This is a genomic window from Desulfitobacterium nosdiversum (assembly GCF_049860565.1).
Classification (GTDB): domain Bacteria; phylum Bacillota; class Desulfitobacteriia; order Desulfitobacteriales; family Desulfitobacteriaceae; genus Desulfitobacterium_A; species Desulfitobacterium_A nosdiversum.
The window spans coordinates 4,169,397-4,184,695 of the sequence record NZ_CP172056.1 but is presented as its reverse complement, the minus strand read 5'-3'; the positions used below and the strand labels follow the sequence as shown (position 1 = coordinate 4,184,695).

The following is a 15,299-nucleotide window of genomic DNA, read 5'->3' as shown; positions in this document are numbered from 1 at the left end:
AAATATTTAATGAACATGGGACATCCCGAGGGGGAAGGATACGACACTAGTCGAACAATGCATCACATTGAACGAACAGTGCATCCGGACTACCAACCGGACTGTGTTTTTATGTTCATTAAAATAGTACCAGATTTACTCAAGTTTGCAACAAGTCGAAACATCTAGGCATCACATTAAATTTGCCGGTTAAAATATTGCGTATGGATAAAATGTTGATAAAAAGACTGACTTTGTTCGGTTATTTCAAGAGATAGCGAACATATATACCTATTGCAAGAAAACACGTTCTGTATTACTCTAGTAATTGGAGGGATAAGCATGGACGTGTTCGATAAATTAACCATTTTAGCTGATTCTGCAAAGTATGATGTGGCTTGTACTTCGAGTGGAGTTGAACGCAGAGGCAGCTCAGCAACAATAGGGAGTACGGCAGCCTGCGGAATATGCCACAGCTTCGCAGCGGATGGACGGTGCATATCTCTCCTGAAGGTTTTGATGACCAATATCTGTGCCTATGATTGCAAATATTGTGTTAACCGATCCTCAAATGACATCCGGCGGGCTGCATTTACGCCGAGGGAGCTTGCTGAGCTTACGATCAACTTTTACCGCCGTAACTATATTGAAGGCTTATTTTTAAGCTCGGCCGTCCTTAAAAACCCGAACTATACGACCGAACAACTAATTCAGACCTTAGAATTTTTGCGTGGAGAATACCGTTTTTCTGGTTATATTCATGTAAAGGCTATTCCAGGAACAGATCAGGAAATCCTGAGCCGATTAGGATATTTGGCAGACCGAATGAGCATCAATATTGAGCTGCCATCCCAGGAAAGTTTGAAGCTCTTAGCCCCTGATAAGACCAAGGAGTCGATTCTTCGCCCGATGGGGCTGATTAAAAGCAAGATATCCGAAAACAGTACCGATCTTGTTAAATACCGACATGCTCCAAAGTTTGTACCTGCAGGCCAAAGTACTCAGCTTATTGTTGGGGCAACACCAGACACGGATTATAAAATTTTAACCTTAAGCGAAGGACTTTATAGAAAGTACAAGCTTAAACGGGTTTTTTACTCGGCGTACATACCTGTTGTCGAGCATCAGCTCCTGCCTGCAGTTAATGTAAAGCCTCCACTTGTGAGAGAGCATCGACTGTATCAAGCGGATTGGCTTTTGCGGTTTTATGGTTTTGAGGCGTGTGAACTGTTGGATGAGAATAACCCAAATTTTAATTTATACGTTGATCCCAAGTGTAACTGGGCTCTGAATCACCTGGAGCAATTTCCGGTCGAGATCAATAAAGCCCCTTATGAATTACTCTTGCGTGTACCAGGAATAGGGGTAACGAGCGCTCGACGGATTTTGCGAGCACGAAAAGTAGCCCCGCTTGATTTTGCGGGCTTGAAGAAACTTGGCGTTGTCCTAAAACGCGCCCAGTATTTTATCCTTTGTAAAGGTAAAATGATCGAAGGACTTAAAGTTACGCCAGACAGTACTTTGCGGGCGCTAATGTCTGATCGGGTATTGTCCGGTCTTCCTTCCGAACAAGCAGAGCAGCTGTCCTTGTTCCAAGAACCTTTAATATCTCGAGAGGATGTGGTTCAATGCTTAACAGGGCAGATCTAGTCTACACTTATGATGGAAGTTTTGAGGGGCTCCTCTGTTGTGTATTCGAAAGCTATGCGAAAAAGGAAATCCCGCAGAACATTCTTTCTCCGAATGGACAACCCGGCCTTTTTGATTCTTGTAAATTCATTGAAACAGATCACGAAAAAGCGCAGCGCGTATATGATTCTATTCCAATAAAGATTTCTTTAGAAGCGCAGGAACTCGTCAAGCTCGGCTTTTTAACGTATATTCCCCAAAAGGAACTCTTAATCTTTCGTTTTTTGCGATTAGGTTATAAGGTCGGGGGGAGGATCATGAGCATGCTGACGGACGATACTGTGGATTCTCTGCAAAAAGCTGTGCATCACCTAACCTTTGAAGCGCATCGCTATAAAGGCTTTATCCGCTTTTCAATCTATAATGAGGCACTTGTCGCTGTTATTGAACCTAAAAACTTTGTTCTTCCAGTCATAGCCGCTCACTTTGCCAATCGGTTTAGAAATGAAGTTTTTATGATTTACGATAAAACGCATAAGTCAGCCCTTATTCATCAAGCGCGAAGAGTAGAGATTGTAGAGATCGATGATCTGCAATTACCGGAACTGGAAGAGAAGGAAGCAGAATTCCGACGTTTGTGGCAGCAGTATTATAAAACAATTGGCATCGAAAGCAGGTATAACCCACGCTGCCGTATGACCTTTATGCCCAAACGCTTTTGGAGTCAATTGACGGAGTTTTACCCGGAGAAGGAATTAACTGCGAGGAAACAACTAAAGGAATAAGAGAAATATAAGTGGCTTTACAATTAAAAGGTGTCCTCATTTCACGATCAAAGTGGAGTAAGGACGTCTTTTTTTTCAGCTTTTATAAATCAAAATTATACTCCAATAATTTAATTAAATGTAATTTATCGATTTTATTTACTTATTATGGGTGTATACTTTAGCTAGATGTACACAAAGGTATACACTTACCCGAAAGAAATCTAGAAGTTGGCGCTTAGTGCAAGATTGAAGAAACAAGGAGGTGAGTGCGCTTATTTATTTCAGCTAATTTCGTAAATCACTTTCAAAATGGAGAAGAGGAAAAAATAGGGGACTGGGGGTAAAGAGAGGATGTCCGATAATTTTGCAGCAGTAGGCCTTATGTTGCTCATAGCTCTTGTGGTTGGATTAATCATGCTTGTTATACCCAGATGGCTGGCTCCGCATAAATCTTCAGAAGTTAAGCTATCCACATGGGAGTGCGGAAATAAAAGTGTAGGAAGAGTTTGGCTTGGATTTAAAAACAATTATTTCATGTATGCGCTTGTGTTTACGGCGTTCGATGTGGAAACTGTTTTCTTTTATCCATGGGCCTTGATTTTTGATAAGCTAGGGACTTTCGCTTTTGTGGAGATGTTTATTTTTATAGTTATTTTGCTCATTGGTTTCTGGTATGCATGGAAGGAAGGTGCCTTAGAGTGGATGTAGCAAGGGAAAAGGAATTGCGTGAAGCGGAAGTCATGCTTAAGAAAAATGTTTTGCTGACCAACGTTGATAAAATACTTAATTGGGCAAGGGGCTACTCCTTTTGGCCGGTCTCGTTCGGGCTGGCATGCTGCGCCATTGAAATGATGGCCACTGCAGGCCCAAGGCATGATATCGCCCGATTCGGCTGGGAAGCATATCGTCCCTCTCCGCGGCACGCCGATGTGATCATCGTTGCAGGGACATGCAACAGAAAATTTGCCCCCTTATTGCGTCGCATTTATGACCAGATGCCTGAACCGAAATGGGTCATTGCCATGGGGAGCTGCGCCAGTTCCGGTGGTCCCTTCGTCGAGTCCTATGCCATGCTTCCGGGAGTAGATAAAATCATTCCGGTGGATATATACATCCCTGGCTGTCCACCGCGACCCGAAGCCTTATTGCATGGGATCTTACAATTGCAAAACAAGGTGGCGAATCCTCCAAAAGTGAGCGTGAGAAAACATGGATAATCAACTGAAAAGAGCATGGCTGGAAACGAAAGTCAGAGAGCTGGCTGAGTCGATTCATGGTGAAGTTGAAACTTTATCCGATGTTACGGTTCTACGAATCAAAGGAGAATATATTTTACCTACTTTAAAGAGGGCAATGACTTTTCCAGAGGTTCCATGTGATTTTTTTCATGATTTAACCGTTTTAGACTTAAATGATCATTTTGACGTCGTATACCAATTGCTAAATGAAGAATTCTCACTTTGGTTGCGCGTTAAAGCAACGATTAGCAAGGCAAATCCCTTGATTGATTCCGCAACATCGCTCTGGCCTGGGGCAGATTGGCTGGAGAGGGAAGCGTATGATATGTTTGGAGTTATTTTTCGAGGACATCCCAATCTAAAACGGATCTATATGTGGGATGACTTTGAAGGGTACCCGCTCCGCAAGGATTATGTCACAGAAAGTTTGGAACAACGTTCGATCCTAAGGATTGAGAAAGAAGGGGAATAGGGGGATCAACCATGAACGTTTTTAATACCGAGGAATTGGTTTTAAACATGGGTCCTCAGCATCCGAGTATGCACGGTCTCATTCGCTTATTAGTGTCTTTAGAAGGAGAAGTGATTACGAAGATCGAACCCAAGGTGGGTTATTTGCATCGAGGTTTTGAGAAGATTGCCGAGAATAAAACGTATTCACAATACTTGCCATATACCGATCGTTTGGATTACCTTTCTTCCCCGGCCAATAACTTGGGCTATGCCCAGGCGGTAGAGAAATTGGCGGAAATAAAGGTACCAGAACGTGCGGAATATTTAAGGATTATTTTTGCCGAGTTGGCTCGCATTGCCAGTCATCAGGTCATGATTGGCAGCACAGCGCTCGATATGGCAGGAGTAAGCGCCTGGTCCTATTGTTTTCGAGATCGTGAACGAATTCTGGATTTATTTGAAATGACGTCTGGAAGTCGATTAACAGTCAATTTTTTAAGAATCGGCGGGGTGAGTCATGAACCGCCGCCAGAGTTCTGGCCGGCCTTAGAGTCTTTATTAGAAGATATCCCGAACATGATGGAGGAATACTACGGCATCTTTTTGGGGAATGAAATCGCGATGGCCCGGATGAAAAACGTAGGCATTTTACCAAAGGAGTGGGTAAAACGTTTTGGGCTGACAGGTCCGATTATTCGTGCGTCAGGTATTCAATACGATGTACGCAAAGCGCAGCCTTATGGAATTTATGATCGTTTCGATTTTAAGGTGCCGGTACGATATGGCTGTGATACATATGACCGTACAATGATCCGGTTAGATGAAATTGGGGAGAGTGCGAAGATCATCGGACAGGCCATGCGAGATATTCCTGAAGGTCCGATCCTGGCGAAAGTTCCGAAAATCCTTAAACCGCCGGTAGGGGAAGTCTATCATCGAGTTGAAAATACAAAAGCAGAACTGGGCTTCTATATCGTAAGTGATGGATCGAACAAACCCGCTCGATTACATATCCGTTCGGGTACATTTATAAATTTACAGGTACTGCCTAAAATTGCTGTAGGCTGTAAGCTTCAAGATCTAATTATGATTTTCTCAAGCCTAGACCCGGTTGCAGGTGAAGTTGACAAATAAGGTGAAATAAGGATTATTTTAAAGGGGGGAGAAACGGTTGGACGTGTTAGACAACCTACCCCAAAGGATTGCCACGGGAATCCGGGGGCTCTTTAACGATCCGCACTCATTGTGGGCGGATTTCACCATGAACATTATCGCATTTCTCCTAGTGACGATTTTGATCATACTTTTCGCTCTCTTCATTGTCCAATTCGAAAGAAAAATGGCCGGGCGGATCCAGCATCGCGTGGGTCCCATTCGGTTAGGTCCGCACGGATGGTTTCAAACAGTTGCCGATGCCTTAAAATTATTAGGCAAGGAAATTTTCATGCCGGCGGAAGTGGATAAAGTGATCTATACAGTTGCCCCTTTAGTGTTTTTTGCTTTGACTTTTTTAACTTTAGGTATCATTCCCTTTGCTAAAGGAATGGTTCCCATCGACCTAGACCTTGGAATCGTGTACTATTTAGCGATTTCTTCGGTTTCAACGTTAGCGCTCGTGATGGCAGGTTGGAGTTCGAATAATAAATACTCTCTGTTAGGGGGAATGCGGGCCGTTGCTCAAATGATCAGCTATGAAATTCCCCTTGCTTTTTCACTGCTCGGAGTCGTCATGCTTACCCATACGTTTAACCTCACTCGTATCGTGGAAGCGCAAGCAGAGATTCCCTTTATTGTCTTGCAACCTCTAGGCTTTGTTGTCTATATTATTGCTGGTTTGGCGGAAATCAACCGAGCACCTTTTGACTTGATTGAAGGAGAACAAGAAATCGTTGCCGGACCTTATACGGAGTATACGGGCCTGCACTGGGGTCTATTCTATCTGGCTGAATACGTCAATATTTTTACTTACTCCGCGTTTGCCACGACCATTTTCTTGGGAGGGTGGCACGGACCCTCTTTTCTACCGGGTCTTATTTGGTTCTTCCTCAAGACCGGAATTTTTACGTTCTTTGTCGTCTGGGTGCGCTGGACATTACCCCGGATGAGAATCGACCACCTTATGCACTTCGCATGGAAAGTGTTGCTCCCTCTATCTTTGGCTAATATTTTTCTAACGGGTTTGGGCATTTATGTTTATCGACTGTTCATCCCGCAGATAGGAGGGTGAGAAAAATGTATGGTCAAGGTATACTTACAGGTCTCAAAATTACGTTTAAGTATCTGTTTAGACCTCCTGTAACCCAGAATTATCCTACCGTAAAGCCGATACTTTCAGCGCGTGTTCGAAATTCTTTATCATTGGGCCCAGAAAAATGTATCGCGTGTGGATTATGTGCTATCGCTTGTCCCAATAAAGTGATCACTCTGACGAGCAGCAAGGATGCCAATAATAAAAAAGTTTTGGAAAGTTATACGATGAATGTAGGATATTGCCTTTTTTGCGGATTATGTACCGAAGCTTGCCCCACGGGAGCCTTGAAAGTTTCGCCCGATTATGAGAACTCAGTTGAGGCAGCGGAGGAATTAATCTGGGATATGATGAAGAGAGCGAAGCGAAGATAATTATGACTCCTGTTCTTCTCCCCATGATTCTGCAGATGTTTTGCTTCTCAAACTGACATTGCTTGGACACCGCTCTTTCCTCGAGCAGCTGCAGTTATTACTGATGTGGGTGCTCCGCTTTCACATGCTGCCGTCATTGCTCGTGAATCAGGGATTCCCGTGGTTGTAGGCTGCGGAAATGCGATGATGGTTTTGCGCATCGGTGATTTTAAGATCAGATAGTTTGCAAATATGAGTTTGTTTAGCTCCGCTGCCTGTTGGCAGTGTTTTTTTTAGGTTGAGTTAGAATATTTAAGAATAGAGGGCTGTTACAAACAAAAAAGGATATGGGAATATTTTGTTGAATTAGGATAATGTTCAAAATTAAAAGCCTTAATGAATCTTCGATTTTCATTTATTATGGCTTGAATAGCTAGGTTGTAACATCATAGAATTGTGCGCAGAAGTCTTTAGGAGGAGGACTTATGGAAGCTAAACAAAAGATTAATATTATTGCTAACATAGTTGGGCTTATGGCTAGTTTAGGAGGTATGGCTATGACAATTATCCTTCTTTACTTTAATCCTTATAGCCACGGAGATGTTAGTTCTGGCACTGTAAAGATAGCTTATGCAACATTATTTGCTCCAGCCGTATTTGCACTTATTCCTCTATTATTCAAGAAGCATAGACTAATGTTTATCTCTTTTCTCTGGTCATTACCTATTAGTATTTATCTTGGGGGGACACCAGGAATTTTTAAATTGTTTGGAGTAATATGTATCCTTTATTTGATATCTGCATTGTTGTTTTCGTTTAAAACAGCTCGCCTAAAATGATTATGCCTATCTGGTTGAAAATAATCTTTGATTAGCCTTCGAACTGGACCACGACAATAATAACCGCAGATTGGGACTAATGAAATAGCGCTTGGGTAGTGCCAAGCGCTAAACTAGGATTTATACTTTTATACTCAGTCGAATAAATAAATACACCGATTAAGCGTTCTTCTTCACAGGAAAGCAGATTTCTGTGACAAATTTTTGCTCGTCCTTAACATCGTTAGGACCGGTAAGATAGATCTCAAAGGGTGCCCCGATAGGCATGTAACCGTTGTTAGGAATCCAATCCATCAATGCTGCATATGCAGTGCCAATATCACTATAAGGTCCTTGGTAAATTACACAAGCATGTGTACCACCAGGTATTACTCTGGTATCAGGTATTGATGAGCTAGTCCTAATTGGAACACAAACTTCCACGTCTGTATGATCGGGGTTAAAATCGGGATCGTGGTAAATAGTCATTATCGGACCTGCCGATTGTACATTTTTTAGACTTGCGAATAAATCGTCAATTAAGGAACAAATGTTGTCGATGGAAATCTTTCTTCTTAATGATAAAGTATTAATCGGTGCCTTTTCCTTAATACTTACATCAAAACGATCAGGACTGAACATTTCGAAATCACCTTCCATTAATTTTGATATCTTTCTTTGGATTCGTTGCTTAATATTACTTAAGTGATCAAGATTTGCCGAGACTTCATTAAGTTTTTCCTCTAATGTTTGTTGCAGTATCAGAGGATCTTGGATTTTGAGTAAAGTTTTGATTTTTTCGAGCGAGAAGCCATATTCTTTGTATTCTGAAATTCTCAGTACTTCAGTTACCTGTTCGGGGGAATAGTACCTGTATTGGTTAGAATTTTCAACGTAGATTGGTTTTAGTAGTCCAATTTCATCATAAAAACGAAGGGTTTTTGCCGAAATCATTCCAATTCTTGAAAACTGACTAATAGTGTACACTAAGAAATCTCCTTTCGACCGGTCAATTACATTGTAATCCTTCCGGTTACTGGAAGGTCAACAACGATTTTATTTATTTAAGATATAATTAGCTTAGTTAACCATAAAAACAGAGGGAGTATTACAAAACCACTTTAAAAAAGTATTTTGCGATACTCCCTAAATTTAACACTATTAACGAGCTATCCTACTGGTTTATGTATTAAGAGGTTATCTTCTTTAATTCCATGGTATAATGATATCAATTAAAAATTTGATACTAGAAAGGAAATTCGTATGAGCGATTTAAAAAATTTTACTACGCAGCAATTAATCGAAGAGCTAATGACCAGAGAAGGCGTTAAGAATTTTAGTGTCGCACCTGATGTTAAGTATCAAATTATCAATAGGAGCACAATAGTTGACGATTACGGTCCGGCAATTTTGTTAGTTATCACCGATTAAAATACATATAAGTGGAATCAATCAGAGATTATCTGTAGTAATTCTCGGGCGGCACCTTGAATATCGTCCGGAGCCAAAATTGCAGAGACCACAGAAAGTCCGTCAATTCCTGAAGACATCATTTCGCGCGCATTCCAGGTGTGAATGCCGCCAATGGCCACGATAGGAATGTTGACGGATTTTTTTATTTGTGCAAGTTCTTCAAAGGTCACGATTTTAGCATCGGTTTTAGTAGGAGTTGCGACCATTGCACCTATACCGAGATAGTCTGCGCCTTGTTTTTCAGCGAGGAGTGATTCTTCTAAAGTACTAGCGGAAACTCCGATGATTTTATCCGATCCGAACAGTTTGCGTGCGGTGAGCATTGGCATATCATCCTGTCCGATATGAAGCCCATCTGCATCAATGGCTAAAGCGATATCAAGACGATCATTAATGATCAGGGGGATTTTATAACGTGTTGTGATCTCTTTAACAGCAAGGGCAAGCTCTACAAACTCGCGAGTTGAAACAGACTTTTCCCGAAGCTGAACAAGTGTTACGCCGCCAAGGATTGCCTGTTCTATCGCTTGACATAAATCACGACCACGAAGGGTTTCACGGTCGGTGACAAGATATAAGCGATAGTCGATATCTGCTTTATTCACAGCTAACTTTACTTCCCTTCGCTAAACTTTCTGGAGCCAGATTATAGATGTTGTCGAACAGCCGCATCCGGAATGTTCCGACACCTTCTTGCGGAGTAAGTGATTTTTGAGCAAGTTCACCCGCAAGGCCCATCGAGACAAGCCCGGCAACAGTTGCTGTTAGGTAATCTTGGTTTGCACCACAGTAGGAACCGATTAAGGACGTAGACATACAGCCAGTCCCGGTTACATCTGACAAAATAGGATGACCGTTATCAATGCGGTAAACCTGTCTGCCATCCGATACGATATCTGTTTTACCAGTAATAGCGATTACGCAGTTCCAATCCGAAGCGAGTTTTTTGGCAATTTCTTCAGCGTTTTCTGCACTTGCCGTGGAATCAACCCCCTTGGTTGTCACATCGAGACCCGCCAAAACTTTAATCTCTGACATGTTGCCTCGAATAACAGTAGGTTGAACTTCTTTGATGATCTGTTCAGCGGTTTTTGTACGTAATATTGTAGCCCCAACCCCAACAGGGTCAAGAATAACAGGAATGCCAAGAGATTTAGCTCTTTTACCGGCAGCAAGCATACTCTCAATAGTCCGGGCATTCAGTGTTCCGATATTCAGGACTAAGGCAGAAGCAATGCTGACCATTTCTTCAACTTCCGCTATATCATCAGCCATAACCGGTGAAGCGCCAATAGCGAGTACTATGTTAGCACAGTCATTTACAGTAACATAATTCGTCAGATGATGGACAAGAGGACTTTTCGCTTTAACAGCGGATAATGCGGCTTCTAATTTTTCTTCTATGCTCATGAAAGAAACCTCCTAATCTACTTAAAGATGGTCTGAAAAAGTTTTAATCTTAAATCTTACCCGACCAAAAATGAAGCTACTCTTCAAGAAGCCCAGCCTTCTTGTAAAGCGAGTAAAAATGGTGCGTAGGCCCTACGCCCTTACCAATCGCCAGTGAATGCTCAATAGCAATCGTAATATATTTCTTCGCTTCCCCAATTGCTTGTTCAACATTTAAACCTCGTCCGAGATTTGAAGCAATAGCTGAGGATAATGTACATCCGGTTCCATGCGTATTCTTCGTTTCAATTCGAGGTGAAGTGAACGGAATAAACTTCTCACCGGTATAGAGGATATCGGTTGAGTCTTTTTCAAGATGATGCCCCCCTTTTATGAGGACATTTTTAGCACCCATTTGATAAATTGCTTTCGCGGCTTCCTTCATTTCCTCTATGGTATGAATCGAGAGTTTGGTCATTACCTCAGCCTCGGGGATATTCGGCGTAACTACAGTAGCCAAAGGCAATAATTCTTCCATCAATGTTTTTTCAGCATCAGGATTTAAAAGATGAAAGCCGCTTTTAGAGACCATGACCGGATCAACGACTACTTTATTAGGGGCATATGTTTTTAACTTTTCCGCGATAATCTTAATCGTAGGTATTTGAGAAACCATACCGACTTTAACAGCATCGACCTCGATATCCTGGAAAATGGCGTCGATTTGTTTAGCGATGATGTCAGGATCAATATCTTGGACAGCAAAGACACCTTGGGTATTTTGGGCAGTAACGGCAGTGATAACGCTCATCCCAAAAACGCCATGCGCAGAAAAGGTTTTTAAGTCTGCTTGGATTCCGGCACCGCCGCTGCTATCTGAGCCCGCAATCGTTAAAACATTCTTCATTTGAGCTTCCTCCTTTAATATTTGTACGGGTGTGAAAATACGAAGAGCACAACCCCAAGCGGGGCTGTGCTCAATTACACAGAGTAATGTTTGCTTACCTACGCTGGGATTATCCAGATCAGGTTCGAAGGGTCTTAGACTTCCTAGGGTCTAAATCTCAGCCGGCCTTTTCCAGCTCCCCTGCCTAATACGATGAAGTTAATTAATTCATAGCACTAAAACCATCGTAAGTCAAGAACCACCTTGATTAGAGAGAAACATTAATTCTATTTAGCAGCCTTTGCACGCATAAGAATATGGGCGGGATTAAAGACCTGTGTCCAGATATCCTCAAAGCCTGCTTGTTCTACGAGCGCTGCCCATTCTTCGAGAGAATGGCGCTCATGAAGCGGGGGCCCCATTGGCGTCTCTTTTTGCTGCCATTCAATGATCCAGACTTCACCGTTTTCTTTAAGAATTCGGCGAGTATCACGCAGATAATTTAAGGGATCATTCAATTCGTGAAGCACATTTGAAATAAGAGCAATATCCATGCTCCCATTTTCAAGAGGAATACTTTCTCCTTGGGCGAGTAAAGTTTCAATTTGCTCCGCGATTCCTTGCTCTTGAGCGGATTGCTGCAGAGACTGGAGACGCTCTGGCTCAATGTCGACCGCCATAATTTTGCCCTGACTGCCAACGAGTTCTGCTGCTTTAAGCGCGAAATAACCCCGGCCGCATCCTAAGTCGGCTAAATGTTGACCTTGCTTTAGGCCAAAACGGGAGAGAATCTTTTCTGCAGGAAGCATTTTTGCTCTTTCCGCAATATTGTGGTGATGATCATGATGATCCATTGACATAAATTAGTCCTCCTTATTGCTTTTGTTTTAGCGAGCGGATAGACGTTCGCTACGTGCCGCAGGACGGCTCTTCATAAATAAGGCAATCATCCCGGCTAATAGGGGAAGCAGGAAAATAATACTGACCGCTGTAGAAAGGCCCCAAATGTCTGCGACTCGTCCGATAAAGATGACGGCAAGTCCTCCTAAGCCGCCTGCAAATCCCATCGTAAGTCCTGCAGCAAGGGCTTTATTGTTAGGAATGGCTTCTTGAGCGGCAACAACGGTAACGGAAAAGCTAGCTAATAAAGAGGCTCCTGCCAAGGCCAGGAAAAGCGTACTCAATGCTCCTTGAGTTAGGAAGAAACCGAAGAATAACGGAGTAGAAAGAATGAGCGATCCGACAATCAAGCGTTTCCGTCCATAAAAATCGGAGATAAAGCCCCCGATCACTCCGCCGATGGCTCCAGTTGCCAGCATAATTGTTACGAGATGGCTTGCGGCAACATTGGATAGATTTTGCGATTTAAAGTAGAGGGGAAGCAGAGTTAACATTCCTGTATAGGCCAGAGAGCGAATGGCAATAACGCCAATGATTGCACTAAGCTCTTGAGAAGCTGATTTTAAAGATTTTATAACTTCAGAAAGCGGTGTGTTGCTGCCGGATAAAACATTATTTTTAGGTGCAAAGAAGAGAAGAAGGAGCGCTACAATGATCCCCGGGATTACGGTTACGAGCGTAGCACGCAAGCCATAAGCCTGGAACAAGGGAACGAGAAGGAGCGGACCGAGAGCAAAACCAAAATTGCCGAAAGCGACAAAGCCGGACAGTAAAACAGCTTTATGCTCGCCGCTTAAAATATTAACCATAGTCGAAGCTTGGGGATGAAAGGCTGCAGTGCCCAGTCCGGCGAGTGATGCGAGGACGACCATAAGCACGTAGCTATGAACGATGCCTGTTAAACTGAGCATAATGGCCATCCACAACGTCCCCACGTGGACGAGCCAACGTTTCCCTTGACGGTCTAAGAAAAAGCCAAACAACGGTTGAACCAAGGATGAGGTTATGGTAAATGATGAAACTAGAATAGCGGCCATAGTGGCTGTAAAGTTAGGATTTATCGCAATAAGAAACGGGAGCATCTGAGGAAGATAATTACTGTAGAGATCATTTAACATGTGGGCGAAGGAAAGTACACCAATCTTGGAAAATTGAATTTTGGGCTGCTGGTTCACACTAAAACTCCTCTCAATCCTGATTTTGAATTCTTGTTATCTCTGTATTTTTATGATGTTTCTAGCTTTAAAACAACCGCTTAAAGCGAAAAGGCTGAACTCAATATACGTTATAATCCTCTAAAGATCTTTATAACGGGAAAGGAAAAACTCAAAATTGGTAAGGCGTAAGCGAATGTCTTCAGCCTGTTCCTTAAGGGCTTGGCGTCCCTTGTCAGTAATTGTATACCATTTTCGAGGTTGGCCTGTTTCCGGCATTTCCCAGCTTGTTTCCACAAGACTGTTTTTCTCCATCTCCTGCAGGCTTCGGTAAACAATAGCGCTATCTGAAAAACAGTGCGGAAGTTCACTTTGTAATCGGGTCAAAAGTTGAGCGCCGTAAGAGGGGGCTTCCGCGAGAAAAAGCAGTAAAAAGGCGGGCGTATGCCGGCCATGTTTTTTTGGCAAAACGAGGATCTCCTTTCTAAAAATTAACTGCTTGTGCTTTTAACAGTTATATACTTATAACATAATACTGCTTTAAACAGTAATATGCTATAAGATAACTCTAAGTTGTTTAAAAGTCAAACTTTTCCGTTATGGTTTATTTGTTTCACGCGCGTTAAAAAATGAAAAGCTTTAATCCTAAAGAGAGATAAAGAGGGATTGTCTCAAAGCTTTGAGACAATCCCTCTACTTAACAGTCAGTGTCATATCGAATTAAGTTAATTTGTATTTAATTTAGTCCTATCTGTAATCAAATTAATAGATCATAGAGTTCAGGGTTATCGTTGATCAGCGTGTATTGAATTCCTTTTTGCTGCATTTTTTTGACCAACGGCTGGAAGTCTTCTTTACGGTTAAGTTCGATTCCGATAAGGATCGGACCTTTTTCTTTATTGTTTGTTTTCGTATATTCGAACCGGGTAATATCATCTTGAGGCCCGAGAACATCGACGACCAGTTCTTTAAGAGCACCTGGCCGCTGCGGTAAATTGATCAGGAAATAATGCTTAAGGCCTTGATCGAGGAGGGAGCGTTCCTTGATCTCGGGAGTTCTCTCAATATCGTTATTTCCGCCGCTGATAATGCAGACAACGTTTTTGCCCTTGATTTTATCACGGTAAGCATCTAAGGCAGCAACAGGCAGAGCGCCGGCAGGTTCAACAACAATCGCATTCTCGTTGTACATTTCTAAAATAGTTGTCGATACTTTGCCTTCGCTTACAACCACGATATCATCGAGGACTTCACTGCAGATTTCAAAGGGGAGATCTCCAACCCGTTTAACCGCAGTTCCATCAACAAATGTATCCACTTTATCTAAGGTGATGACCTGATTCTGTTTAAGAGCTTCTTTCATTGAGGCAGCCCCTTGGGGTTCAACACCAATGACCTGAGTCGAAGGACTGAGATTTTTGAAATAGGTGCCTATGCCAGACATCAAGCCGCCTCCGCCAATGCCTCCCAAGACAAAATCCACATGTTCTTCCATATCATTCAGGATTTCCATGGCAATTGTACCCTGTCCGGCGATGACATAAGGATCATCAAAAGGATGAATAAAGTATAGGCCCTCTTTTTCACAACGCGCTTGCGCTCTGTTCGAGGAATCATCAAAGGTATCTCCGGTTAAAACAATTTCAATGGCATCCCCGCCAAAGCGCTTGACCGCAGAAACTTTTTGCCGTGGTGTTGTTGAAGGCATATAGATTTTGCCGGGAATGCTAAGCGATTTACAGGAAAAAGCAACGCCTTGGGCGTGGTTTCCTGCGCTGGCACAAACGATACCTTTGCTGAGTTTCTCATGAGGTGTGCTTTTCATACAATTGTAAGCTCCTCTGATTTTGAACGAGCGAACGGTTTGAAGATCCTCGCGCTTAAGGAAGACATTACAATCGTATCTTTCGGAAAGAATGTCGTTTCTTTGTAAAGGGGTTTTATTAATCACTCCTTTAAGCGCCTGTCCCGCTTTAATGATCTCTTCCAGATTGAGTTGACTCATTGATTAT

The 15,299-nt window shown here is 42.5% G+C and carries 18 protein-coding genes, 1 pseudogene and 1 riboswitch; of the genes and pseudogenes, 11 read left to right on the top strand and 8 right to left on the bottom strand.

Translation table 11 applies throughout. The features are described 5' to 3' along the window. The first annotated feature begins 321 nt into the window (after positions 1-321). The 10 genes and pseudogenes from ACHOLT_RS20365 (at position 322) to ACHOLT_RS20320 (ending at position 7,506) form a co-directional block, all read left to right on the top strand. A complete protein-coding gene (locus ACHOLT_RS20365; RefSeq protein ID WP_425804516.1) occupies positions 322-1,629 on the top strand; it encodes a putative DNA modification/repair radical SAM protein in 1,308 nt (435 codons plus the stop codon). Beyond that, a complete protein-coding gene (locus ACHOLT_RS20360; RefSeq protein WP_425804513.1) occupies positions 1,608-2,393 on the top strand; it encodes a TIGR03915 family putative DNA repair protein in 786 nt (261 codons plus the stop codon). The genes ACHOLT_RS20365 and ACHOLT_RS20360 overlap by 22 nt, the downstream gene beginning before the upstream one ends. A 333-nt stretch (positions 2,394-2,726) precedes the next feature. Continuing rightward, positions 2,727-3,083: an NADH-quinone oxidoreductase subunit A gene (locus ACHOLT_RS20355; RefSeq protein WP_425804510.1), complete on the top strand. Its 357-nt coding sequence runs from the start codon at positions 2,727-2,729 to the stop codon at positions 3,081-3,083. Then, the gene (locus ACHOLT_RS20350; protein ID WP_425808196.1) at positions 3,074-3,592 is read left to right on the top strand and encodes an NADH-quinone oxidoreductase subunit B; all 519 of its coding nucleotides are present in this window, start codon (positions 3,074-3,076) and stop codon (positions 3,590-3,592) included. The genes ACHOLT_RS20355 and ACHOLT_RS20350 overlap by 10 nt, the downstream gene beginning before the upstream one ends. Beyond that, positions 3,585-4,085: an NADH-quinone oxidoreductase subunit C gene (locus tag ACHOLT_RS20345; protein WP_425804507.1), complete on the top strand. Its 501-nt coding sequence runs from the start codon at positions 3,585-3,587 to the stop codon at positions 4,083-4,085. The genes ACHOLT_RS20350 and ACHOLT_RS20345 overlap by 8 nt, the downstream gene beginning before the upstream one ends. An 11-nt stretch (positions 4,086-4,096) precedes the next feature. After that, positions 4,097-5,200 (top strand): NADH-quinone oxidoreductase subunit D, encoded by a 1,104-nt coding sequence (locus ACHOLT_RS20340; RefSeq protein ID WP_425804504.1) that lies wholly within the window; start codon positions 4,097-4,099, stop codon positions 5,198-5,200. Positions 5,201-5,237: 37 nt separating this feature from the next. Continuing rightward, positions 5,238-6,293: an NADH-quinone oxidoreductase subunit NuoH gene (gene nuoH, locus ACHOLT_RS20335; RefSeq protein WP_425804501.1), complete on the top strand. Its 1,056-nt coding sequence runs from the start codon at positions 5,238-5,240 to the stop codon at positions 6,291-6,293. 5 nt (positions 6,294-6,298) lie between these two features. After that, a complete protein-coding gene (locus ACHOLT_RS20330) occupies positions 6,299-6,688 on the top strand; it encodes a NuoI/complex I 23 kDa subunit family protein (RefSeq protein WP_425804498.1) in 390 nt (129 codons plus the stop codon). 45 nt (positions 6,689-6,733) lie between these two features. Then, a pseudogene (locus ACHOLT_RS20325) lies at positions 6,734-6,910 on the top strand (PEP-utilizing enzyme); the annotation flags it as partial. Positions 6,911-7,152: 242 nt separating this feature from the next. Further along, on the top strand, positions 7,153-7,506 hold the full coding sequence (locus ACHOLT_RS20320; protein ID WP_425804495.1) for a hypothetical protein: 354 nt from the start codon (positions 7,153-7,155) through the stop codon (positions 7,504-7,506). A 159-nt stretch (positions 7,507-7,665) separates the two neighbouring features. On the opposite strand, the gene ACHOLT_RS20315 is transcribed toward ACHOLT_RS20320, so the two are convergent. Further along, entirely contained in the window at positions 7,666-8,472 is an 807-nt protein-coding gene (locus ACHOLT_RS20315; protein ID WP_425804492.1) for a MerR family transcriptional regulator, read from the bottom strand. Positions 8,473-8,748: 276 nt separating this feature from the next. Here ACHOLT_RS20315 and ACHOLT_RS20310 point away from each other — a divergent pair, with 276 nt between their 5' ends. Further along, positions 8,749-8,916 carry a BC1881 family protein gene (locus ACHOLT_RS20310; RefSeq protein WP_425804489.1) on the top strand — a complete coding sequence of 56 codons (168 nt, stop codon included), beginning with the start codon at positions 8,749-8,751 and terminating at the stop codon, positions 8,914-8,916. Between the two features lie 17 nt (positions 8,917-8,933). Here the strand turns inward: ACHOLT_RS20310 and thiE are convergent, their stop codons facing one another. From thiE to ilvA, 7 genes are all read right to left on the bottom strand, one after another. Next, entirely contained in the window at positions 8,934-9,563 is a 630-nt protein-coding gene (gene thiE / locus ACHOLT_RS20305) for a thiamine phosphate synthase (RefSeq protein ID WP_425804486.1), read from the bottom strand. Then, a complete protein-coding gene (gene thiM, locus ACHOLT_RS20300; protein ID WP_425804483.1) occupies positions 9,556-10,368 on the bottom strand; it encodes a hydroxyethylthiazole kinase in 813 nt (270 codons plus the stop codon). Before thiM ends, thiE begins: the two co-directional genes overlap by 8 nt. Before the next feature lie 76 nt (positions 10,369-10,444). Further along, positions 10,445-11,254 (bottom strand): bifunctional hydroxymethylpyrimidine kinase/phosphomethylpyrimidine kinase, encoded by an 810-nt coding sequence (gene thiD / locus ACHOLT_RS20295; RefSeq protein WP_425804480.1) that lies wholly within the window; start codon positions 11,252-11,254, stop codon positions 10,445-10,447. A gap of 77 nt (positions 11,255-11,331) precedes the next feature. Beyond that, a riboswitch (TPP riboswitch) is annotated at positions 11,332-11,446 on the bottom strand. A 74-nt stretch (positions 11,447-11,520) separates the two neighbouring features. Then, positions 11,521-12,093 (bottom strand): class I SAM-dependent methyltransferase, encoded by a 573-nt coding sequence (locus tag ACHOLT_RS20290; protein WP_425804477.1) that lies wholly within the window; start codon positions 12,091-12,093, stop codon positions 11,521-11,523. A gap of 27 nt (positions 12,094-12,120) precedes the next feature. Then, positions 12,121-13,308, bottom strand: coding sequence for an MFS transporter (locus tag ACHOLT_RS20285; protein WP_425804475.1), 1,188 nt, complete (start codon positions 13,306-13,308; stop codon positions 12,121-12,123). A 120-nt stretch (positions 13,309-13,428) separates the two neighbouring features. Beyond that, positions 13,429-13,755: a PadR family transcriptional regulator gene (locus tag ACHOLT_RS20280; protein WP_425804473.1), complete on the bottom strand. Its 327-nt coding sequence runs from the start codon at positions 13,753-13,755 to the stop codon at positions 13,429-13,431. A 289-nt stretch (positions 13,756-14,044) separates the two neighbouring features. Beyond that, complete coding sequence (gene ilvA, locus ACHOLT_RS20275) at positions 14,045-15,292, bottom strand: threonine ammonia-lyase IlvA (RefSeq protein WP_425804470.1); 1,248 nt, start codon at positions 15,290-15,292, stop codon at positions 14,045-14,047. Positions 15,293-15,299: the final 7 nt, after the last annotated feature.